This is a genomic window from Streptomyces longhuiensis, assembly GCF_020616555.1.
Lineage (GTDB): Bacteria > Actinomycetota > Actinomycetes > Streptomycetales > Streptomycetaceae > Streptomyces > Streptomyces longhuiensis.
On record NZ_CP085173.1, the window covers coordinates 7968069 to 7989319 of the forward strand.

Below are 21251 nucleotides of genomic sequence, written 5' to 3' on the forward strand. Positions count from 1 at the left end.
CGGCCACCCCTCACGCCGGACACCCCGCGGTCGGCTCCCCCCTGTCAATAGACCGCCTCCGGCATGTTCCCCAAGTGCTCTGGCCGGGCTGGACCGTCCGCCTCATGCCGCACCCAGGCATCGACGAGGATTACTTCCGGGCCATGGCCTGTGCACTGCTTCTGCTGCCCTGCGAACCACAGCGCACCCGCTTGTCGGCAGGGCGATTGGAAAGGTCATGATCCACGCTGTGGGAGCAGGCGTGCTTCACGGTCCAGTGCGTACGCACGGCCATAATTCGATCTCCTCAAAGGGATTGGAAATAGTGGGGGTTGCGCCCTGATCAGGGCGTCTTGTGTCGGCCGTGCGTCTGGCATCCCTGCAGGGCGGAGTAGTCGGCGCGCGGCGAGAAGGACGGCAAAGGTGAAGGCCGCGCCAGCGGCGGGCAGCGCCGCGCTGGCCAGCGGCTGCTCGGCGAGGCATCAGGCCAGAGCGGTACCCGCGGACGGTCCGACACCGATCGAGAGGATCAGCCACGCGTGCGCCTCGCTGGTCACGTAGGCGAAAGCGACCACGACGGTCAGGAACGCGCCGGGCACGGCGACCGCGGGACGGTGGCCGCGAAGGGCACGGGCAGGGTGGTGAGCGGGAGCCACCCGGCGAGGAACGTGGAACTGGCGATGATCAGCCGGTCGGCGGGTGCCCCACTCCAGGTGCGGCACCCGTAGACGAGGCCGCCCAGGAAGCTGCTGGTGGAGAACGCGGCGGGGATGATCCCCGAGAGCTGTCGTGTTCATGGCGCTCGGCCATGGCGATCGACCACACGTTCATGGCCCCGATCGCGAACCCGATGCCGGTGACCGAGACGAACAGGAGCAGCAGGCCGGGGCTGGTCATCCAATCAACGGCACCATAGTGGGCTCCTGTTGACAGTGTCGGTTGCCAGCGCCGCGACGGGGGAGCGAGCACAGCACGACGGTGCTGGCCAGGCCGAGGGCGCGGTGACGGCGAGTGCGACGGTGGGGTTGTACGCGGAGGCGAGGGCAGCGACGAGTAGCGGGCCGACGATGTACAGGGCCCTGTGTGCCGGTGCCGGTGCTGGTGTAGAGGGCGAGGGCCGCGTGCCGAAGACGCGCGTCGGGCAGCACGCTCGGCCACAGGACCCGCAGCCCGGCCTCCAGGGACGGGGTGGTCAGCCCACTGGCGACGCCGATGGCCGTGGCGAGGCCCGGTTCGCCGTACGGTCCGGCCAACGGCAGGGCCACCAGGAGGGCCGATTTGAGCAGGGCGGACGGAAGATGCACCGCCGTCTGGCCGTAGTGGTCCATAAGGCATCCCCTGACCGGCTGAGCCAACGCGGACGACCGCCTAGACTGGGCGCTGTGCAGCCCGCCGAAGGCGATGCTGCCTCCGCTCACGGTGGCCCGCAGTGGGATTGCGACGGATGCCTTTCCCTGTCAAGTCCTTCCGCTCAACCGTCGGGCTCGGATCTGCGGTGTGGTGCGGTTTTGTTGCTGCGCCTTCAGCGTGGGGAGCTACTGGAGCCCGACTGCTCGGAGCGCACGCTCGTCCCCCTCATACGGGTAGAAGTGGCCGTGGTCGAGGCTCGTCTGGAGCAGGACCCCCTCTTCCTTGTCGGCATGAAACAGCGAAAGAGCGGCGCAGCCCTTGCACTTCTCGCAGGTTAGGAACGGGCTCAGCGGGTGGAGTCCTTGGTCGCGGTCAGCCAGGTACAGGATGTGGCCGATGCGTTCCGGTCCTGCGTAACGCAGGTTCTCCGTGGGAACGATCGGGTGGTCGCCCATCAGCCGCCGAAAGGTGACGGTGTCCGACTGCTCGTGGGGATCCCAGACCACCTTGGTCACATCGAGCAGCTGCAGGTCAGCGAGGAACCGTGCTCGGTCGAGGAGGAAGCGCAGGCCGTCTTGAGCCTCCTTCAACTTAGCGGCCGAGACAGCGGGGAGGTCTTCACGCCCGTGGGCCCTGCTGTTGCGCTTGGTGCCGAGGCTTCGACACGCTGCCTCGGCCTCGTCATCCGCAAGGAAGACTGCGAGCTCATGAAGGGGGTGCTCAAGGGGAAGGCGGGACATTCCCTCCGCTGTTGCAATCTGCTGGAGTATGCGCTGCCAGTCTCCGAAGCCCGGGCCGCCAGGCCCGGTTGCGATCTTCGTTTTGAACGCTCTGATGGCTTTGCAGGTGATGCCAGCCTCGTGCGCCAGAGCGGTCGTGAGAAGCGCGCTGTATCCAAGCAGGGTCTCCGCGGCCTTGAGGACGGCCGCGTACTCCTTCGCCTGGGCATCGTCCTGGCCTTCCGCGCTCCTCTGCGCCTCGACATTCCGCCAACGCAGAGCGATCGGATAGGGGTATCGCGTGCGGACGATGAAGTCCGGATCGTCGAGTTGGGCAGCAGCCACAGATCGGAGTCGGGTGAGCTGGCCGGTAGTGATGATGAGCCGCCTGGCCTCCTCCGGGCTCCCGCTCCTATCGAAGACCGACTCCGCGAGCGCGCCGGCTTCGGCCGCCATTGCACGCAGCCGCTGTCCAGCGGCTGCGAGATCGGCCAGAGCTGCGGACAGCGCTTGGTCTTCATTTGGTAGGTCCAGCGCCTTGAGCTGGGAGAGCCTAAGGTGCTGTTGCCCTGATGATCCGGCTGCGAGATCTCCGACGGTATCGGAGCGCAGGAACGCGAGGATCAGACGGGCGTGCTCCGGCGACAAGGACTTGGCCGGGCGGAGCACGAAGAGACTACGCACAGCAACGGCCGGTAGATCGGATTCCTGTACTAGAGCAGCCTTCGGCCGACCGGAGATCACCGAGGACAGCAAGATGTCGCCGGCGCGGAGATGAAAGCGCTCCGGCGCATCCTTACGCCAGTCGTCGACTTCCGGATCCGGTTCCGCGATAACACCATCTCGCCCAATGTTTTTCAGCCAGATGAGGCGGACAGCGTCCGAGTCGGCCGGGCCGCAGGTGCCGTCTGCGGCCCGACGGTCAAATGCCCATCCGTTGAAGACCGTACTGAACACCGAATCGAACGGCAGGCGGTCCGGCGACAACTCTTCGTGCTGCTCAGTGTTGGACAAGGCCCCCCCAGGATCGTGATGCCGAGATCTTACGATGTTGGAAGAATGCACCGTCAGGCGTGTTGGCCTGGGGCTTGGTTGGCGGATGATCGGCACGCCGCTCCGACACGTTGAGGGTTCGCAAGAGAGGGACGGGGCAACCCCGTTGGGGAGGCGGCGGTGAGGGTGCCGCCGAGGAGGCGGGCGACGTACGGGCTGCCCAGCACCGCGCCGTAGGTGATGCGCGGGGCCGGGGGTGCAGTCGGGGACAACGGGTGCTTTCTCGGGGTCTGGCGGCAGCGGGCGGTCGTGCTGGAGCGGGGTGGCGGCGTGGGCGGTGTGGTGGTCACGGCCGGGCGCGGGCGGGCACGCAGCACGGGGGTGCGGTGCAGGGGCAAGACGGCGACGGTCGCGCCGAGGTCCTCGGCCGCCTCTTCGACTTCTCGGACGAGGAACTCGATCTGCCAGCCCAGCGCTGAGAGGCGGGCGGCGATCTGGCGGCCCTGCACGGCCTTCAGAACGCTGGCGAACTGGCTGCTCGTCTCAAGGAGTTCCTGCAGGCGGACTATCGGGCCGGCGTCGTAGCCACGCTGGACCCCCGCCCCCTGCCTTGGGGGCCAGCTATGGGTCATCTCGATTGGCGCGGTGATTCGTCGAACCGCCCCGCTGGTTGGCACGCACGGTGTGGTGCGACGATGCGGGCATACGTGAGCTGAGCCAGCTGATCGATGTCGAAGAGCCGGCGTGGCCGGAACGCAGGGAGACACTCGATGCAAGTCCGGTGTCTGTCGAGGTGCTTCCACCCGGCCGCCGATCACGGCCGTCTGGATCAGCCGTGTGTCGATCACCGCCATATGCGCCCCGTATGCAACTGAACCTCTCGTTCTCGTCGTCGTTCGAACAGGGTAGCGGCACTTGCCGACCGCGCCGGCCCTTGAAAGCAGGGAAATACGAGGCCGAACCCAATGCCGGACACGACGTGTTGGTCCACGGCGCCGTCAGCATGGCGTACACCGTAGGCGCAGCCCGTGGCCCACGATGCGGAAGTGGTCCCTGCCCTTCGGGGATAGCGGGTTGGGAAGCTCGTACAGGCACCGGGCAGTGGGGTCGAGGGCCGAGGCCACCAGCAGGATGCGATACCGCGTCGTGGTGGCGTGCGCGCTTGCCGTGCGGTGTTCCGAGGGACCGAGGTCGAACTCGTAGGTGCGTTCTGCGCCGTCCGGCGAGCCTGACCAAGACCCGGACAACGCCTTCACCTCGTAGAACAGTGTGGTGTTGCGCCACGGGACCTCGAAGTCGTACCCGTGGGAGTCGGAAGCGGCCGCTGCGTCCGCCGGGGTGCCGAGCAGCGCGGCATACCCCGAGCGCCAGTGGACGGTGCCGTACTTGCGCTGCAGCCAGGCCCGCGCCAAGACCTCCCCGACCACGCCGATCGCCTCCCGTTCCTCGTCCGTCGCGCGGGGTGTGCGGGAGACGACGAAGCCCTGATCGGGCGACCGAGGTGCGGGGACACCGGCAGCCGGTGCCACGAGGGCCAACCGGGTCTGCGCCGGCCTGTCCAGGAACACCTCGTCGATGGAGCGATGGGCGAGCTCCGCGACTTCGGCCAACCGGTCAGGGCCCACGTGGACTTCGGATCTGCCGATGGTGATCGTGGCAGCTGGGACCGCCGCTTGGCCGGAAGGCCTGTGTGGTGACGCGACCGTGGCCAGGAGCTTCGGGGTCACACCTAGGCGGGCCGGATCGGTGGTGACCGGCATGCCCGTCGGCCAGTCCAGACTCCTGGAGACGGAGCCGAGCAGCTGGGCCTCGGTGAGGAGCAGCAGGTCGGCCAGCCCGGATTGATCGAGGCCGTCCTTGGCGTGCATCAACGGCCCCCGCAGCCACACCGGGGGGAGCGGGACCGAGCGCGCGTGGCACCATGCCTGCACCAGCGGCACGAGCGCCGGGACCAGGGCCGTGAGGGCGGCGGAGTTGGCCGCGCGAAGTTCGTCCAACGGCTTGAGGGCCGGGCCCTGTTGGGGCAGTGCGTCCGACAGATCGCCGTGCGCCCCGTGCGTGCCCAGCCATGCGGCGACATGCGTGCGCATGGCCTCCTCCGGCGGACTTCGGTGCAGCGTCAACCAGCCCTGTTCCGGGGCCAGTTCGTCGAGCCGGCGGGCTCGTACGTATCCGGACACATCCGCACCAGCGGCGGCCACCGGAGCATAGTGCTCGCGCAGACGCTCGATCATGGTCGGCCTGTGGGTGCGGACGAAGTCGGCGAAGGCATGCTCGTGAAGGTCGGGGTGGGTGAGAAGCCGGTACGGCGGCCCGATCGCTGTCAGCGCCTCGTTGAACGCCCGAAAGTCCAGAGCGAGAGCGTCCCGCAGTTCGCTCAATGAGCGATGCGCGTGCGCCAGGGCGAGAACTTCGGCCGCGGGGACGGTCGAAGGCGACCGATAGCGGTCGACGACGTTCAGCAGCGCCTCCTCGGAGCGCGCCCGGCGCAGTGCTTCGTCCACGGCCGCGGCCTGGTCTGGGCCCGCCATGCAGACCAGGACCGGCCGCAACAGACCGACGAGGGGCGTGAGTTCACCGGCAAGACCGCGTCGTCCCTCCGCGACCTTGTCCGCCGTGATGTCCAGGGCGTACGCGAGCGTTTCGTCGTCTACCTCCACCAGGTCGTCCGGCGGGGTGCCGCCCAAGTGCTGCTGCATCTTCATGAGCGCCAGCTCGAGCGGGTCACGCAGCCCCGGTCGACCCAGCAGCTGGGCGAGGGCGGGGGCGCAGGCCTGTAGTTCGGTGCGGCCGTCGTCGCCCGCCCACACCACCACTGTGGGGCACTGAGGGTGCGGCAGAGCGAGCGAGCGTGTCGATGGTGGGGGAGGCGCCGGAGCGTCGGAGACCAGGATGTCGACGTGCTCGGTGCGCGCGACACGGACGGCACCGAGCACGTCGAGCAGCCCGTGGAGCCGCGCTTCCCCCTGGCGCGCGAACGCCCCCGACTTGAGCTCCAGGATGAGTGCGACCAGGGTGAAAAGCCACGGCCGGTCGTCCGTCAGGAGCGGGCGACCGGAGTGCGACGCCTCGATCAACTCGCCTTCCTGGTCGCGGATCTGGATGTCGGTGGCTGAGAGCCGCCGTACGGTGAGCCCGCCGCGCACCGTGAGCAGGCGTGCCACGTCCCGGCCGTGCTCGGGGGCCGTGACGAGGACCGGATAGCCAGCCAGCTCAGCCAGGGTCGCCTTCAGCGGGGTGTCCTCGTCGATCACACAGACGTCGTCGTCGGTGCCGGTGCGGGCGCCTGCCTCTTCGCTCTCGGCGTCCTCGTTGGCGTCCGCGCTCCATGCACGCAGCGTGCCGGCGTGTACAACGGCGAGGCGCACCGACTCGTCCTTCTCCCAGGGCCACTTCTCGGAGGCGGCCACGTGGTGCCATGCCTGTTGGTAGTGCCGCTTGAAGCGGCCGACATGCCGGTCCTGTACGTGGCCGTCGGCCAGCAGTGTGCCCAGGTCGCGCACGGCTGCGGCGGCGTCCGCCGGCTCCTCCCACAGACGCAGGCCCAGGCTCCGCAGGCGGCCCAGGGTGGGCTTCTCGTCGAGCCGCCGCCTTACGGCGAGGGAGAGTTGGGGCACGAAACCGGGCAGGTCCCCGGCGGCGTTGAACCAGGCGCGGTCCGGGGCGACGAAATCGGGGCCGTCCGCCGCGCCGTGCTCAACCGGAAGCCAGGGCATGTGGCGCAGGAAGGAGGCGACGGGAGTGGGCCAGGTGTGCGGGTCCGGGTCCCTGCGATGACGTTCGAGGTGACGACGTGCACGCACCTGCAGCGCGTCTTCCGGCCAGGTTCGCAGCCCATGGAGGACCAGCTCCGTGAACATACGCCGTGCCGTGGCGCCCAATTCGACCACCGCGGCGATCCCCGGCAGGTGGGACAGCTCGCGGTCGAAGGAGTACGGGGTGTTCGGGTATCCACCCGCCCGCCATCCTCGTGCGCGCACATCGCGGACCCAGGCGTCCCTGACCCCTTCGGCGAGGGGGAAGCGGCGGGCCAGGCGATGCGGTTGCAGCTCGTGGCCGTTGCAGGCCAGCAGCCCGACCGTGTTCAGCGGGATCCCGTCCCGTACACCGATGGCCAGCAGGAACTCGCTGTACGTGGACTGGTCGGCCACCTGCGACGCCCAGTCCTCGGGCGCGGCGACGAACCGCTTTGTGAGGGCATTCAGTTCAGGCACGGTCGTGGCGCCCGCCTCGAGGAACTGTGCAAGGAGGCCGGCACCCTCGGTGCCCCAGGCCGGTGACATCAGGGCGTCGCTCGCCCGGGCCCAGCCACCGTCCCGCAGGGGTACTTGGAAACCTATGGACGGCAGTCGGTCGCGTTGGGCCTGATCGAGGGACGGGTACTGGCGGAACACGTACGCGAGCGCGTCCCGGCACAGGGCGTTGGTGGGTTTCTGCGTGAGCAGTTCCCGCAGGGCGTCCAGGACGCGGGCTGGCTCGTAGGCCCGGACCAGCCGGTTGAGCTGCAGGCAGTCCCGTCCGGCGTGCCGCCAGGGAATGTCGGGGTGGGTGAAGACGATACGGCGACGCAGAGCGCGCAGATCGCTGGGAACACCGGCTGTGGCACCGGTTCCGGATTCCTGCGGAGCGAAGAAGACCGTCTCGGGTGCCTTGACGCCAGATGCCGTCGCGCGGGTGTCTGATTCACCGTCCAGCGCTCTGCACAGTTCCCCGTTGTGGTTCAGGACGATTCTGTGGCCGCGCAGCGCGAGGGCCTGCCCGTAAGGGAAGGCTTGCGCGAGGTCGTCGTAGAAATCGGCCCATTCACCGCCTACGGGAGCCGTCGTGTCGGGGCGCAGCGCGGCCGCCAGTCGCTCGGCCCAGACTGCCTTGGCATCCGCAGGTGCGCGCATCGCCCTCCCCAGTAGACGCTTGTGCAGATCGTCGATCCGCCGCTGGCGCACCACCCCGACCGCGGGGTCCGCGATTGGAGCGCCGGTCCCGGCCAGAGCCGTGGCGGTCATCGCCTTCCACGGGACGCCCTCGTCGGGCCAGGCGAAGGACTCACGCAGTGAGCCCCAGGCGGCGGCAGGCGTCCCGCTCCGGTTGTCGGCGCCGGCCAGTGGTACGACGGGTTCGTCGGCCAACGCGCCCGAGGCTGCAGCGTCGAGCCTGCCGGGATCGGCCCAGCAAACCACGTCGGGCACCAGACGGACGGCCAGCGCACGGGGCGCGAACGTGCGCAGATGCCGGGCGGTGTCGATACATAGCACCGCCAGTTCGTCGAGGAGGAAGGCGTTCAGGGCCACCGCCTCGTTGAGGTGCGTCCGGGCCATCTTCGTGAAGAAGGGTGCGTGCGCGTGTCCCGGGAACTGCGACCCGGACTCGGTGCCCATGGGTAGGAACGTGTACATCTGACCATCGGTGAGATCCTCGTCGAGGCGGAGTGCGACACCGACCCAGGTGTCCCCCTGCCAGCCTTGCCACTTCGTGTGGATCTCGTCGGCCGAGACGCTGCGTTCGATCGCGGTATGAAGGGCGTCCGCAGCGACGGTGCGGCGCGCCAGCAGATAGCGACCCCCGTCGGCCAGGTTGACCTCGGTGACCCAGTCTCCGGCGACAGCGGGACCCCAGTCGGGCTGGCGCTCGGTGCGGCTCAGCACATGGCGCTCGATGGTTTCTGCCCCGTCGGCCTCCTCCCGATCCGCCCTGACCTCCACCGTCAGGGCCGTGATCCGGTCGAGGAAGAGCAGCAGCGGCGCCTGCGTGTGCACCAACTGCTCGACCTGGGCGCGCGCCGCGGCCACGGCTCCCTCCTTGTACAGGGGGAGCCGGACCACCGTCGAGAACCCCTGGGCTGCGAACTCGCCCAGGACCGGGTCCGTGGCGGCGGCCGGGACCGGCAGCGCGAGCGGAGACACCTTGGCACTTACCCACGCGGCGGTCTCTGTGTCATCGACAAGGTCGTGTACGTCGTCCGGTGTCGCGAAGCGAAAACTGAACCCGTCGAAGACTCCCGAGCCGGGCACCGAGACCGAGTGGATCTCCGGCCAGTCGGTGAGCTGGAGAACGCTGCGGAAGCCCAGTCCTTTGTTGCCGATGCCCTCTCCCGGGCCCTTCCCGGAGAGCCCGACCTCGATGATCCGGCGGAAGTTGTCCTCGGTGAATCCGGCGCCTTCGTTTGCCACGTACAGCGTCGCGTGCCCCTCCTGCCCCGATGCCTGGCCATGGGACGACCCACGCAGGTCGAGCACGACCTGGATCCGGCCTCGCCCGCCGGGGCCCAGCGCGTCGTGCCCGTTTTGGATCAGCTCCACGAGGGCGCGGCCCGCGTACTCCTGGGCCATGCCCTCGCTCAACTCTTTGAGGCTCTCCGCGAACTGCCAGTCGGCCCCCGCCTGCCGGGCCAGCTCGATACGGCGCTTCGTGAGCGCAATGATGGTGTCGTCATGCACGGACGTGTCCCCCTGGGCTGCCGCTCACCCGGCGGCTTGGTGGGGAGATGGTGCCGAGGAGCGGCCAAGGGCGTATCGGTCGCTGATGAGATCCGGCCATTCCCGACGGCGTCGTGGGCACGGCTCCGGACACGTCACCGTGTGCAAGCGGGAGCGGTGGGAGTCGAGGCGCTCGGGGGGAATCGGCCGGAATCGGGTCGGGGCGCCGGGGATTGTGGGTGCCCGGTGGTATAGGCGCGTGATGTCTCATCCGCGACGACGAAGTGCCCTTTGAGATTCTTGCCCTCCGCCATCAGATCGCCGTCTTGGAGAGCGGAGGAAGGTGCCCAGGTGAGGGTGGTCCGCTGCGGTGCCGGGTCGATGGCCTCGTGGCGGAGGATCTCCCAGACGGTGGAGGCGGCGATCTTGATGCCGAGGGTGGCGAGTTCGCCGTGGATGCGCCGGTAGCCCCAGTTGCTGTTCTCGCGGGCCAGGCGCAGGACGAGGGCTAGGATGGAGCGGACGGTGCGGGGGCGCCCAGGCTGCTTGTTGCAGGAGGCTCTCGCGTGGCGCCGCGGAGCAGGTCGCGATGCCGTCGCAAGAAGGTGTCCGGACGGACGGGCAGCCGCAGCCGGCGCAGCACCGCACGGGGCAGCGGAGCCAAGAGCGCGGCGAGGACGACTCGGTCGCCGGGGCCTGAACTGAGTGGCGTCGTACCCCACACCCCCGCAGCTGGCTGGACCGTGGCTGCGGCCACGATTGCGACGCTGCTTCGGGGCTGCATCCGCTGGGGCAAGTAGCGATGCCCAGTGGGGGCGCGTAAGGTCCGGCGCCCCCACCTGCCCCGCCCAAGGTTCGGGTGAGGCAGGCCTGTTCACCCTATCGGGGGCCGGGCCGGTCAGCCGTCGGTTCCTGCGACGTTGCTGCCCCCGGTGCCGCCGCAAGGCGAATCCGTCGGCTGCTCCACGGGCGGCGCGCTGGACTCGGTCGGCACCTCGGTCGGCATGCCGGGATAGTTCGTGTCGCCCTCGGAGCGCATGCCCGCTCGGAAGCAGGACGGAGGCGACGTCGGCGGCTCGGTCGTCGGCGGACGGGATATCGGCGGCTGGCTCGTCGGCGGGCGGGACGTCGCCGGGGGACTCGTCGGCCCGGAGCTGCCACTGCCGCCGAACACAGCGAACGCGGCGATGACGACGTCAACGTCGACCAGGACGGCGCCGACGACCAGGGCCACCGTGCGCCTTCGAGGGGCTCGTGTCGGTCATGAGGATCGAGTTCCTTCCATACGGGGATGAGTCGCCGGACAGTGGCGGTCCCGCGCGCCTTGCGTCGCGTGCCGGCCGCTCACTTGTCCATCCGGACCGGCGGCGCGGGGACCTTCAGCGCGGGCGCCGGTGCCTTCGCCGCGGGTGCCTTGGGCTGCTGCGGGACGGGATTACGGGCACTGCTCCCGGCGTTACCGGTCCCGGCGGCCGCCCCCTGCCCGTGCCCGTACGCAAGGCACGTCGCGGGGTTCACGGTGCCCGCGGCGTACCCGGGGCAGCTCTGGCCGGAGCCGTGTCGTCGCCGTCGGCGTGGAGGGCCAGGAGCACGAACAGGAGGACCAGGCCGACCACCAGGACGCCGACGGCGGCGCACCCGATCCGGCGGGCGGCGCGGTCACTGAGCATGGTCGAGGGGAGGTTCGTCACAGCGTGGCCTTCCAGGCGCAGGAGTTGAGGCCGCGGATCGTGGAGGACGAGCGGGCCTTGCGTCGCGGCCCCCTGGCAGGTGACCTGGCGGGTGGCGGCCGCGTCCTACGATCGCTGGGTGAGTGAAGCGCTGCCGCGGATCCGTGTCGTGCTGGGCTCCTTGGGCAGCAGCCGCGACAACGCCGCGAGCAACACCCGGCTCCAACTCAGGTCGGCCGACCTGTCGTCGCAACACCGCAAGCTATGCCGCAGTACCAGGAGTTCGACGTCCTTCGCCGCACGGCCCCAGGCCGCGTGCCACTGCCGTGCCACATCGTGCGGTCAACCACGGTCAATGACGGCTTGGCGTAGTTGAGATGCGCCGTTCATTTGGACTGCCGCTACAGCTGGAGTGACACGGGCGCTTCCGCTTCGGATCAGGGCCGCCCTTCGGGCGATCTGACAGCGGAGGACGGCGAGTTGGTGCCGAAGTGCGAGAATCTCCGCGTTCTTCGTCGCCTCCGATCGCGCCAGCAACGCAATCCGCCCCAGGACCTCCAGGAAGATCAGGTACAGCAGTCGCAGAGCCATACTTCAGGATCTCGGCCTGCCTGGCCTCGACCACAAGGCCTAGGTCAGCAGCGGTGGCTGAGCTTCGGGCACTCACAGCCTGCATCCCACTCACGGCCTGTCAGGTTATTGACCGTGGTGACGGAGGATGCCTTCAATGTCGAGGAGCCATTGACGCAACGTCACATCACCGGGTGGAGTAATCCGCAGGCCGAGAATGTGAGTGGCTTCCTGCAGGTCGTCGTCGCTCGTGTTGACAGCGAGAAATCCGTCAACTTCCTGATCAACGGCCTCATGGTCTTCCCGCGACTCGATCGAGAGGTAGTCGTCGATCGCCTCTCCCCGGGACTGGTACTCAAGCGAGAAGTCCTGATGGAAGTAGGACGTCAGCAGGTGAGAGAGAGCTGGAAAGCGGTGCCGCCATTCCCACGAAGTCTGCGGGCGGAAGCCGGCCTTGGGCGCGGGGCGCTTCGCCAGGAAGATGCTCAGATGGTGCCGTACGGCACGCAGACACTCCTCAACGCCGACGCCCTTGGGGGGCTCGATGTGAGGCAGGAGGTCAACGTCGTCGGCGATCTCGTCGCTGAACAGACCGGTGGCGAGGAGGTCGTCGATCTCTCGCGCGGCGGCTTCCGCGCGCTCGGGTGCGAACGCTGCAGTACGCAAATAGGAACTCAGCGCGGTGCCGGGTGTCTCCAGAGTGTCGTCGAAGGTGTGCCCAGTCGATTCGTAAGCGCGGAGCAGGTCGCGCAGTTCGCGGAAACGGTCGGTTGGCGTCGGCGTCATGGGATGCCTGTCCGGTGTGGTGTTCATGGGGTGGTGGGGTAGGAGGTCAGGACTCGGTAGCCCAGCGCAGCGGTCGGATCCTTCTTCAGAACCACGGTTGCGCCGGTGACCCATTCTGGGGGCAGGCCGTTTCTGAAGTTGCTACGCGACAAGCTCAACCCCGTGGGCTCGCCAAGGTCGACGGTGAAGTCCTTCTTGCCTGCGGGCTTCCCGTTGTTCAGCCACTCCTCGATTTCCTTCTGGTGCTTGAGAACAACGGCGTGGGTGTGCTTCTGGGCAGAGGCCTGGTCGACATAGCGTGAAGCATCGTCCAGGTTCGCATCCCCGCGAAGGCGGGCCCGGAGATCCTGTGTGCTGACCTCGACATGCCGCTCCAGAGTGTGGGCGTGGCTCGTGGCGGTCCCCTTGCCTTCGTCGCCTGCCAGATCCGCTCCGTACTTCGGCCTATACGCGCCCTTGCGCTTGCTGCGAGGCCAGGCGTTGGGCTCCCCGTCCCCCTTGATGAGAAGGCCGAGGTCCTCCAGGCTCGTCGACCCGCCCCCAGGAAACGCGAGGGCGGGTTCGAAGGTGGGCATGCGAATGCCGCCGAGAAGTTCGGTCATTCCGCCAGCATTCTGCGCGGCGCGGTACGTGGCGCCCGCGCCGCCGAGAGCTCCGCCGGTGATGGCGCCGTAGAGCAGTGCCTGATGGGCCTCGTCGAGGTTGAGGCCCTTACTCTCTCCAGTAGCCATTGCGGCGGGCTGGGTGACGGCCAGGTCGACGGTGATCGATTCGATGCCCGCCATGGCCGCGGTGGCCAGAGTGGTGCCCGCGATGGTGGCGATCTCAGTTGAGACGGCCACGCCGAGGGTGGCGGCCAGGTCGACGATCGTCGCGGTGGCCGCGGCCGCGGCGGCTTCGGAGATGCCGGCGGTGAAGACAGCCAGCAGGGTTCCGGCGGCGATGGTCGCGCCGACGATCTCCAGCTCGTGTTCCAGACGCTTGACGGCGTGGTGGACGGCATCGGCGTACTGGTCGAGCGATTTCGCCATGTCGCGGGCGCCGTCGATCATGTCCTGGAGCCAGCCATGCCCGTCGTGGTAGTAGCGGCGCCAGTATGGGTCGTCGAAGGCGGATATCGCCTCGCCCTTGTTGTGCGTGATGATGCCGCGCGCCGACTTGTTCGCGGCGGCCGTGATGTCTTCGAGGTCATCGGCGAAGTCCCGCCAGGCCTTGGCTGCGTGGCGCAGACCGTCCTCATCGGCATCTGGCCACCACATGCCGGTCATGTCCTGGACGATCTTCTTCGCCTTGTCGGCGATGCTCACTGGTCGGTTCCGTGGCTGTTGTGCGGTGTGGCCTTGATCTTGCTGAACATCGAGCGGACAAGCTCTTCGTTGTCGATGTGGCCGTCCGCCATGTCCTTCATGGCGTCGTGGATGCTGGCCAGGCCGAGGGCCAGGATCTCGGCGGCGTGCTCCATCTTCTTCACGTTCGGGCCGTAGTGCCCGTGGAACTGCTTGCCCTGCTTGTCGTCCCCCCACGGTGAACCAGCTGCCGCCAGGCCCGTCTTGAGCTTGGTCAGTGCCTTTGTGAGGTCGGCGCTGTGCGTGTGGAAATGCGGAGCCGTCGCCTTCAGGTCGGCAATCTTGATGTCGAGTATCTCGGCGTCGCCGCCGCTACCCTGATCACTCATGGTGTCGCGCCCAGTCCCCTCCGTTGGCTCACCAGCGCAAAGACCTTAAATGGCTTGCAGGGTTCGCACTCGAGATCGCCGTCAAGCGACAGCAAAGTTCCGTTCAAGATTCCGCAGGGCACGCGGACGGGGGGATGTGGTGGGAGTGGCTGGGCTTCGCCGGCGACGACCCCTGCTCCCGCGACCCTCCGCCTCGATGCTTCGCGCGGTGTCTCCAACGCCAACATTCTCTTCGGGTGGCGTACATGCCGTAGTGACTCACAGCGGGCGTCGAGGGCTCCAGGCGATTGAACAGCGCTGGTTTGGAGGCGAAGACCCGCGGGGCCTGCGATGCGCGCGTACAGCAGGTAGAGGACATGAACTTTTCCCGGAAGAGCCCGAACTGCCTTTTTCAGTACGGCAGTTCCAATAACTGCGTAGCGCTGGTGCTGGCAGTTGTTCAATGTGACGCTTCGGGATTTGCGGGCTCGTGCAGGGATCGACCGCACCGCTGGGGGTCAAGGGGTCGCAGGTTCAAATCCTGTCGTCCCGACAGTTCGAACGTATCGAACGTCGCAGGTGAAGGGCCGTTTTCATAACGGCCCTTTTTCTGTTCCCGGGCCCGCTCCCTCCCAGTCCTCTTAACGGATTGCTCCTCGGGAGCGCTACGGGCCTCGGGTGGCTGCGGCCGGTGATGATGACTGGGGCGTCGGTGTCGTCGTCCAGGCCGGTGAAGCCGAGGTCTGGCCCTGAGGCCGACCTTCCGTGGTTGGGCGCTGATCCTATTTGTGGCGGGCGGCGGTGATCTAGCTGGAGCGTCCCGGCTTCGCCGCCGAACGCCCCAGGTTGCAGCGCTTGTCGGTCAGGGCGAGGGACAGCGGTGGTGCTTGCCCGGGTAGTTCGGCCGGCTTTCGTTCCCGATGTGTCTGCGCGTGCGCACGAGGGTGCTGTCGAGCAGCATGACGGCGCCACCGTTCCCGGCGATTTCCTTCAGAGCGCGGTCCAGGCGCGGAGAGCGGGCCGACAGCAGCTCGATGACTTTCAACAGCCACCCATGCGGGTCGCGTCATCGACACGCAGGGAATGGTCAGCCCCGAGGTCGCTTGGCTGGGGCCGACGGCTTTGCCGTCAGGGGTGAACGGCTCGGCAGGAAAGCGAAGAAGCGCTGTTCGCGCCGACCTCGCTCCGCTCCATCGTCCGGTGCGGGCCGCGTGGAAGACGGGTGAGGCAGTGGCCGTTCTCTGCGAAGGGGCCTGCGGCTTCGAGGTCCTGCGGTGCTGCAGGACCTCGCGCACATGCAGGAGCGGGGTCAGGACAGTTGACGCCAGGCGTGGGTGAGTGCGTTGCGTAGTTGGGCGGTTTCCGTCGGGGTGAGGCCGTCCGTCATTCGCCGCTCCAGTTCGCGTACAGGTTCCTCGTGGTCCGCAAGGAGCTGGCGGCCGAGCTCGGTCAAGCCGATGAGGAGTTCCCGCCGGTTGGTGGGATTGGCGCGGCGGACGACGTACCCGCAGGCTTCCAGGGTGCGGACCATGTCCGCCATGGACTGGGCGGTGACGAATGAGCTGCGCGCGAGCTGGGCGGCCGTCAGTCCGTCGTGCCGATGGAGCACGGTCAGTGCCGTGTACTGCAGCGCGGTCACGCCCGACGGCTTGAGCGCTTCGTCCAGCCGGGCCCGGACGACAAGTTCGGTGCGTTTGACCAGGTAGAGGAGAGAAGGAAGGTCCTTCTCCCCTTGGCGGGCCGTCGGTGTGACTGCTTTCGGCACGGCGTCCTCCCGGTGTTGCTGCTTTGAGGGATGCGCGTGGCATGCCCCGTGTAGAAGAGTCACCCTAGCCCATTGACAGGATTCCTGTTGATCGAAAAACTGGCGCTTGCCAGGAATTCTGTCAATGAAGGGTTGGTAGTCATGGACTTGATCGGGAAGGTCGCCGTCGTCACCGGCAGTGGACGCGGGCTGGGTCTCGCATATGCTCGGGCGCTCGCCGCGTCAGGAGCCTCCGTTGTCGTCAACGACGTGGAAGAGGAGGCGGTCGAGGCTGCGGTCAAGGCCGTGGAAGCGGCCGGCGGCAAGGCTGTCGGTGTGACGGCTGCCGTCGGTGACACCGGCGCGGCCGAACAGCTGGTCTCCGCGGCGGTGGAGCATTTCGGGCGGCTGGACGTCCTCGTCACCAATGCCGGCATCTTGCGCGACCGGGTGTTGTGGAAGATGACCGACGACGACTTCGACGACGTCGTGCGTGTTCATATGCGCGGCACCTTCACCTGTGCCCGAGCAGCAGCTGTGCGGATGCGTGAGCAGGGTGAGGGCGGACGCATCATTCTGATCGGCTCGCCTGCGGGGCAGCGCGGGAACTTCGGACAGACCAACTATGCGGCGGCCAAGGCGGGCATCGTGGCCATGGCGCGCACGTGGGCCATGGAACTGGCCCGGGCCCAGATCACCGTAAACGCCGTCGTCCCGGTCGCTGCCACCGAGATGACCAAGACCATTCCGGTCTTCGCGCCCGCCATCGAAGAGGCTGAACGTACCGGTGCGCCCCTGCCGGACTGGATGCGCAAGGACGAAGGACTCGGCACGGTCGACGATGTCACCGGGCTCGTCACCTTCCTCGCCTCCGACGCCTCCAGCGGTGTGACCGGCCAGGCCATCGGCGTCGGCGGAGACCGCCTCGCACTGTGGTCCCATCCCAACGAGAAGGCGGTGATGCTGCGTGACGGCGGCTGGTCCGCCGAGGAGATCGCCCATGACTGGGCCGGCGGCATCGGGGCGGAACCGGAGAGCTGCGGCATCCCCGCCCCCCAGCCGCCGACGGGCGCCTGACATGCCTTCGTCCACCGCAATCGACCCGGAGCAGCTCACCGCGATCGACGTGCACACGCATGCGGAGGTGTCGCGGACGGGGCATCCCTCGCTCAGTCCTGAACTCATGGCCGCCTCCGAGAAGTACTTCGCGGCACACGGACACCGCCAGCCCACCATCGACGAGATGGCGGAGTACTACCGGCAGCGCCGGATGGCTGCCGTCGTCTTCACGGTCGACGCCGAGCACGCGCTGGGGCACCCGCCGATCCCGAACGAAGAAGTAGCCGAGAGCTGCGCGGACCATGCGGACGTTCTCATCCCGTTCGCCTCGATCGACCCGTGGCGGGGCAGTGCGGGGGTGCGCCAGGCCCGGCGTCTCGTTCACGAGCACGGCGTACGGGGGTTCAAGTTCCACCCGAGTCTGCAGGGCTTCTCGCCGGACGACCGGCTGGCCTACCCCCTGTACGAGGCCATCGAGGAACTGGGCGTGCCCGCCCTCTTCCATACCGGTCAGACCGGTATCGGCGCTGGTGTGCCGGGAGGAGGCGGTATTCGCCTGAAGTACTCCAATCCCATGCTCATCGACGACGTGGCGGCCGACTTCCCGGGCCTGCGCATCATCCTGGCCCATCCGTCCTTTCCGTGGCAGGACGAGGCTCTGGCCGTTGCGACGCACAAGCCGAACGTCTTCATCGACCTGTCCGGCTGGTCCCCGAAGTACTTCCCGCCACAGCTCGTCCGGTACGCCAACACCCTGCTGAAGGACAAGGTGCTCTTCGGATCGGACTATCCGGTGATCACTCCGGACCGGTGGTTGAGCGACTTCGACAAGCTCGATATCAAGCCTGAGGTACGGCCGCGCATCCTCAAGGACAATGCGGCGCGACTGCTCGGTCTGGTTCAGGACTGACCGCCGTCTGTTGTCTCCGGCGCACCGTGCCGGAACCCTGTCGCGGTACGGGCCGCTGTCCGACCGGTTCGCGAGCGGGGGCTCCGTAGGTCTCGCCGCACGTGTTGAGGCGACGGCAGGAATTCCTCGGCAACGTCGAGGCGTGGCGTGACCGGCCGTGTCATGCCCGGCGTAGCAGGCGACGGGCTGCCCTGCGGAGCCCCGCCGGGAACCGTGGCCACCGGCTCCCGGGCCAAAGGTTTATCCGACACTCCCGAGCCGTCCGTCTTCTCCACTCCCTTCTTGGCCGGCTCGTCCGATCACATCCGAAAGGCACGGCACTCGCATGCGCAACCACGGCATCGGATCCTGGACCGCGCGACGCGCCCGTAAGTCTCCGGACCGCCTGGCTCTCGTCCACGGCGCCACCCGGCGCACCTACGCACAACTCCACGACCGCACCACGCGCCTGGCTCACCACTTGCGCAGTCTTGGTGTGCGCCCCGGCGATCGCGTCGCGTTCCTGGGACCCAACCACCCCGCCTTCCTCGAGACGCTCTTCGCCAGCGGCCAACTCGGTGCCGTCTTCTTGCCCCTCAACACCCGGCTGGCGCAGCCGGAGTTGCGGCACTGTCTGACAGACTCCGGGGCCAGTGTCCTGGTGTATTCGCCTTCCTACGAGGCGTTCGCGGCTTCCAGCGGTGTTCGGCAGACCGTCAGCGTGGACGAAGACCTGGAGGAGGCCCTCGCCCGCTCCTCGGACGCGCCGCTCGATCTCGTGGTCGGCCTTGAGGACAACGCGATGATCCTCTACACGTCGGGCACCACCGGCCGCGCCAAAGGGGCCGTGCTGACCCACGGAAACCTCATCTGGAACAGCTTCAACACCCTGGTCGACGGCGACTTCGTCACCGGGGACGTGACCCTGCTGTCCGCTCCGCTGTTCCACACCGCGGCACTGAACATGACCAGTCTGCCCACCGTCCTGAAGGGCGGCACCCTGGTCATCGAGGAACAATTCTCAGCGAGCCGTACCCTCGACCTCGTCGAAAGGCACCGGGTCTCCGTGTTGTTCGGGGTGCCGGCCATGTTCCAGCAGATCGCCGCCGAACCCCGGTTCGCCGAGGCCGACCTGTCGTCGTTGCGCATGCTGCTGTGCGGCGGCGCGCCGGTTCCCGAAGGCTTGGTCCGCGTCTACCAGCAACGCGGTCTCGGTTTCATCCAGGGCTACGGCATGACGGAGTCCTCGCCCGGCGTCTGCTTGCTCGACGCCGAGCACGCCCTGGACAAGACCGGTACGGCAGGTCTGCCGCACTTCTTCAGTGACATCCGTGTCGTCGATGCCGACGGCAACGATGCCGCACGCGGTGAACTGCTGGTCGAGGGACCCAACGTGATGAGTGGGTACTGGAATCTGCCCGCCGAGACCGCTGCTGCCTTTCACGACGGCTGGTTCCGCTCCGGTGATGTCGTGGCCACCGACGAGGACGGGTACGTCACCATCGTCGACCGCGTGAAGGATCTGATCATTTCGGGCGGGGAGAACATCTATCCCGCCGAGGTCGAAAAGGTTCTCTACGACCACCCGGCCGTCGTTGACTGCGCCGTCATCGGTGTCCCGGACAAGACATGGGGCGAAGTGCCCCGCGCGGTCGTCGTCCTCGCCCCGGCCTCCGAGGCGACGGCCGACGACATCATCGCCTCTCTCGACGGGCGCTTGGCCCGATACAAGATCCCCAAGTCCGTCGTCTTCGCCGATGCACTGCCCCGCAGCGGCGCCGGAAAACTACTCAAGCGCCGTATCCACGAACAATTCGGCACATCCAACTGAAGGAGCTCCCCATCATGACCGCCCTGCGCACCGCCACCGGACTCGACGAGATCAAGGCCCTGGCGGGCACCGGCCTCGACCGTACCGAGTGGCTTGAGATCACCCAGGAAAGGGTGAACACCTTCGCCGACGCCACCGGTGACCACCAGTGGATTCACACCGATCCCGCTCGTGCCGCCGACGGCCCCTTCGGTGGCACCATCGCTCACGGCTACCTGACCCTGTCCCTGATCATTCCCCTTTTCAACCAGTTGCTGACCATCCAGGGCACCTCGATGAGCATCAACTACGGCCTCGACAAGGTGCGTTTTCCGCACCCCGTGAAGGTGGGCGCCAAGGTGCGTCTGCACGGCGTGGTCGACTCGGTCGAGGACGTCAAGGGCAACGGCGTGGAAATGCGCCTGACCTTCACCATCGAGATCGACGGTGCGGACAAGCCGGCCTGCGTCGCACAGGCCATCTACCGTCACTACGCGTAGCACCCTGCCGGTGGGAGGAGCGTGCCCCGGGGCCGCGGGCGGGAGGCGACGACCGGCCCGGGGCTCCTCCCACCCCGTCCGCCGATCTGCCACCAGCCCTGTCTCCACCGTCGCCAGGCCGCGAGGGGCGGGGTACTAAGCTGGAGCGATGCCGGAGAAGAACCCGTCGATCGAGGCGCTTGTGCTGCGCCGCGCACAGGAGGGGTCCGTCCTCCCACGCCAGCAGACCGGGGCGTCTCCGCAACGGCTGCTGACCACGTTGCTGGGCGAGCACTGGCTGGACGCCCCGGCGGCTCTGTCGATGAGTACGGTCATCACCCTGCTGGCGGAGTTCGGTATCAGCGAGACGAGCGCACGCGCGACCGCGAACCGGCTCGTCAAGCGGGGAGTGCTGGAGACCGAGCGGTCCGGGCGCCAGTCCTACTTGCGGCTGAGCGCGATCGGCTGCGAGGACACCCGGCACAAGACCGCGAGCATCGTGCGTTTCGGCTCGTTGCAGCCGGACTGGGACGGCCTGTGGACGCTGGCTGCCTTCAGCATTCCGGAACAGCAGCGCCACGTCCGCCACCGGGTACGCAGCTATCTGAGGTGGCTCGGGTTCGCGCCGCTGTTCGACGGGCTGTGGGTTTCGGCGCACGCCGATCCGGCGGCTCTCGAGCCGATCTTCCGGGCCGCGGGAGTGGACAACTTGACGATCTTCAGGGCCGAGGAGGCAGGGGAGACCCTGCCGCTGGCGGCGTGGAACCTGAGCGACGTAGCCGCGGCTTACCGGACCTTCGTCGCCGACCACCAGCAACTGGCGGTACGGCTGACGGCGGGAGACGTGAGCCCCAGCGCCGCCCTGGCCGGCCGGCTCCAGGTCTTGGACGCCTGGCGTACCTTTCCGGGAATCGACCCGGACCTACCGGACGAACTGCTTTCCCCCGACTGGCCCCGGACAACGGCGCGGTCGCTGTTCGTGTCCCTGTACGACGGGCTCGCGCCTCTCGCAGAGCTGCGGTTCCGGCAGCTCGTCGCCGTCCACGACGGTGCGGTGGCCGAACAAGCCGGCCACCGAACTACCGCCGACTGGGCGGCCGGATAGGAACGGAGCGGCGCGCGGTGAGGCGGTCAGC

General features: G+C 68.0%; 15 protein-coding genes and 1 pseudogene. 5 read left to right on the forward strand and 11 right to left on the reverse strand.

Annotation, left to right across the window (positions count from 1 at the left end; translation table 11 throughout):
* Nucleotides 1-461 precede the first annotated feature (461 nt).
* From LGI35_RS36290 to LGI35_RS36345, 11 genes and pseudogenes are all read right to left on the reverse strand, one after another.
* Nucleotides 462-635, reverse strand: coding sequence for a hypothetical protein (locus LGI35_RS36290; RefSeq protein WP_227298497.1), 174 nt, complete (start codon nt 633-635; stop codon nt 462-464).
* Between the two features lie 879 nt (nt 636-1514).
* The gene (locus LGI35_RS36295; RefSeq protein WP_227298498.1) at nt 1515-3062 is read right to left on the reverse strand and encodes a restriction endonuclease subunit S domain-containing protein; all 1548 of its coding nucleotides are present in this window, start codon (nt 3060-3062) and stop codon (nt 1515-1517) included.
* Between the two features lie 272 nt (nt 3063-3334).
* A pseudogene (locus LGI35_RS36300) lies at nt 3335-3637 on the reverse strand (hypothetical protein); the annotation flags it as partial.
* 402 nt (nt 3638-4039) lie between these two features.
* Nucleotides 4040-9475 carry an ATP-binding protein gene (locus LGI35_RS36305; protein ID WP_227298499.1) on the reverse strand — a complete coding sequence of 1812 codons (5436 nt, stop codon included), beginning with the start codon at nt 9473-9475 and terminating at the stop codon, nt 4040-4042.
* A gap of 877 nt (nt 9476-10352) precedes the next feature.
* A complete protein-coding gene (locus tag LGI35_RS36315; protein WP_227298500.1) occupies nt 10353-10688 on the reverse strand; it encodes a hypothetical protein in 336 nt (111 codons plus the stop codon).
* 280 nt (nt 10689-10968) lie between these two features.
* Nucleotides 10969-11145, reverse strand: a complete 177-nt coding sequence (locus LGI35_RS36320) for a hypothetical protein (RefSeq protein WP_227298501.1) — start codon at nt 11143-11145, stop codon at nt 10969-10971.
* 675 nt (nt 11146-11820) lie between these two features.
* Nucleotides 11821-12507: a contact-dependent growth inhibition system immunity protein gene (locus tag LGI35_RS36325; RefSeq protein WP_227298502.1), complete on the reverse strand. Its 687-nt coding sequence runs from the start codon at nt 12505-12507 to the stop codon at nt 11821-11823.
* Nucleotides 12504-13787, reverse strand: a complete 1284-nt coding sequence (locus LGI35_RS36330) for an RNase A-like domain-containing protein (RefSeq protein WP_227298503.1) — start codon at nt 13785-13787, stop codon at nt 12504-12506. The genes LGI35_RS36325 and LGI35_RS36330 overlap by 4 nt, the downstream gene beginning before the upstream one ends.
* On the reverse strand, nt 13784-14155 hold the full coding sequence (locus LGI35_RS36335) for a hypothetical protein (RefSeq protein ID WP_227298504.1): 372 nt from the start codon (nt 14153-14155) through the stop codon (nt 13784-13786). Before LGI35_RS36335 ends, LGI35_RS36330 begins: the two co-directional genes overlap by 4 nt.
* Before the next feature lie 841 nt (nt 14156-14996).
* The gene (locus LGI35_RS36340) at nt 14997-15179 is read right to left on the reverse strand and encodes a hypothetical protein (protein ID WP_227298505.1); all 183 of its coding nucleotides are present in this window, start codon (nt 15177-15179) and stop codon (nt 14997-14999) included.
* 264 nt (nt 15180-15443) lie between these two features.
* On the reverse strand, nt 15444-15899 hold the full coding sequence (locus tag LGI35_RS36345) for a MarR family winged helix-turn-helix transcriptional regulator (RefSeq protein WP_227298506.1): 456 nt from the start codon (nt 15897-15899) through the stop codon (nt 15444-15446).
* A gap of 141 nt (nt 15900-16040) precedes the next feature.
* On the opposite strand from LGI35_RS36345, the gene LGI35_RS36350 reads away from it, so the two are divergent.
* The 5 genes from LGI35_RS36350 (at nt 16041) to LGI35_RS36370 (ending at nt 21220) form a co-directional block, all read left to right on the forward strand.
* The gene (locus LGI35_RS36350) at nt 16041-16955 is read left to right on the forward strand and encodes an SDR family NAD(P)-dependent oxidoreductase (RefSeq protein WP_227300681.1); all 915 of its coding nucleotides are present in this window, start codon (nt 16041-16043) and stop codon (nt 16953-16955) included.
* Between the two features lie 19 nt (nt 16956-16974).
* The gene (locus LGI35_RS36355) at nt 16975-17847 is read left to right on the forward strand and encodes an amidohydrolase family protein (RefSeq protein WP_279349020.1); all 873 of its coding nucleotides are present in this window, start codon (nt 16975-16977) and stop codon (nt 17845-17847) included.
* Between the two features lie 325 nt (nt 17848-18172).
* Nucleotides 18173-19657 carry an acyl-CoA synthetase gene (locus LGI35_RS36360; protein WP_227298508.1) on the forward strand — a complete coding sequence of 495 codons (1485 nt, stop codon included), beginning with the start codon at nt 18173-18175 and terminating at the stop codon, nt 19655-19657.
* A gap of 14 nt (nt 19658-19671) precedes the next feature.
* Nucleotides 19672-20136 (forward strand): MaoC family dehydratase, encoded by a 465-nt coding sequence (locus LGI35_RS36365; protein ID WP_227298509.1) that lies wholly within the window; start codon nt 19672-19674, stop codon nt 20134-20136.
* A gap of 148 nt (nt 20137-20284) precedes the next feature.
* On the forward strand, nt 20285-21220 hold the full coding sequence (locus tag LGI35_RS36370) for a PaaX family transcriptional regulator (protein WP_227298510.1): 936 nt from the start codon (nt 20285-20287) through the stop codon (nt 21218-21220).
* The last annotated feature ends 31 nt before the right edge of the window (nt 21221-21251 follow it).

Excerpts from the sequence above, each read along its gene's own strand:
- LGI35_RS36325 (WP_227298502.1), bottom strand. The coding sequence starts at position 12,507 with ATGAACACCACACCGGACAGGCATCCCATGACGCCGACGCCAACCGAC.
- LGI35_RS36335 (WP_227298504.1), bottom strand. The coding sequence starts at position 14,155 with ATGAGTGATCAGGGTAGCGGCGGCGACGCCGAGATACTCGACATCAAG.
- LGI35_RS36350 (WP_227300681.1), top strand. The coding sequence starts at position 16,041 with ATGGACTTGATCGGGAAGGTCGCCGTCGTCACCGGCAGTGGACGCGGG.
- LGI35_RS36360 (WP_227298508.1), top strand. The coding sequence starts at position 18,173 with ATGCGCAACCACGGCATCGGATCCTGGACCGCGCGACGCGCCCGTAAG.
- LGI35_RS36365 (WP_227298509.1), top strand. The coding sequence starts at position 19,672 with ATGACCGCCCTGCGCACCGCCACCGGACTCGACGAGATCAAGGCCCTG.
- LGI35_RS36370 (WP_227298510.1), top strand. The coding sequence starts at position 20,285 with ATGCCGGAGAAGAACCCGTCGATCGAGGCGCTTGTGCTGCGCCGCGCA.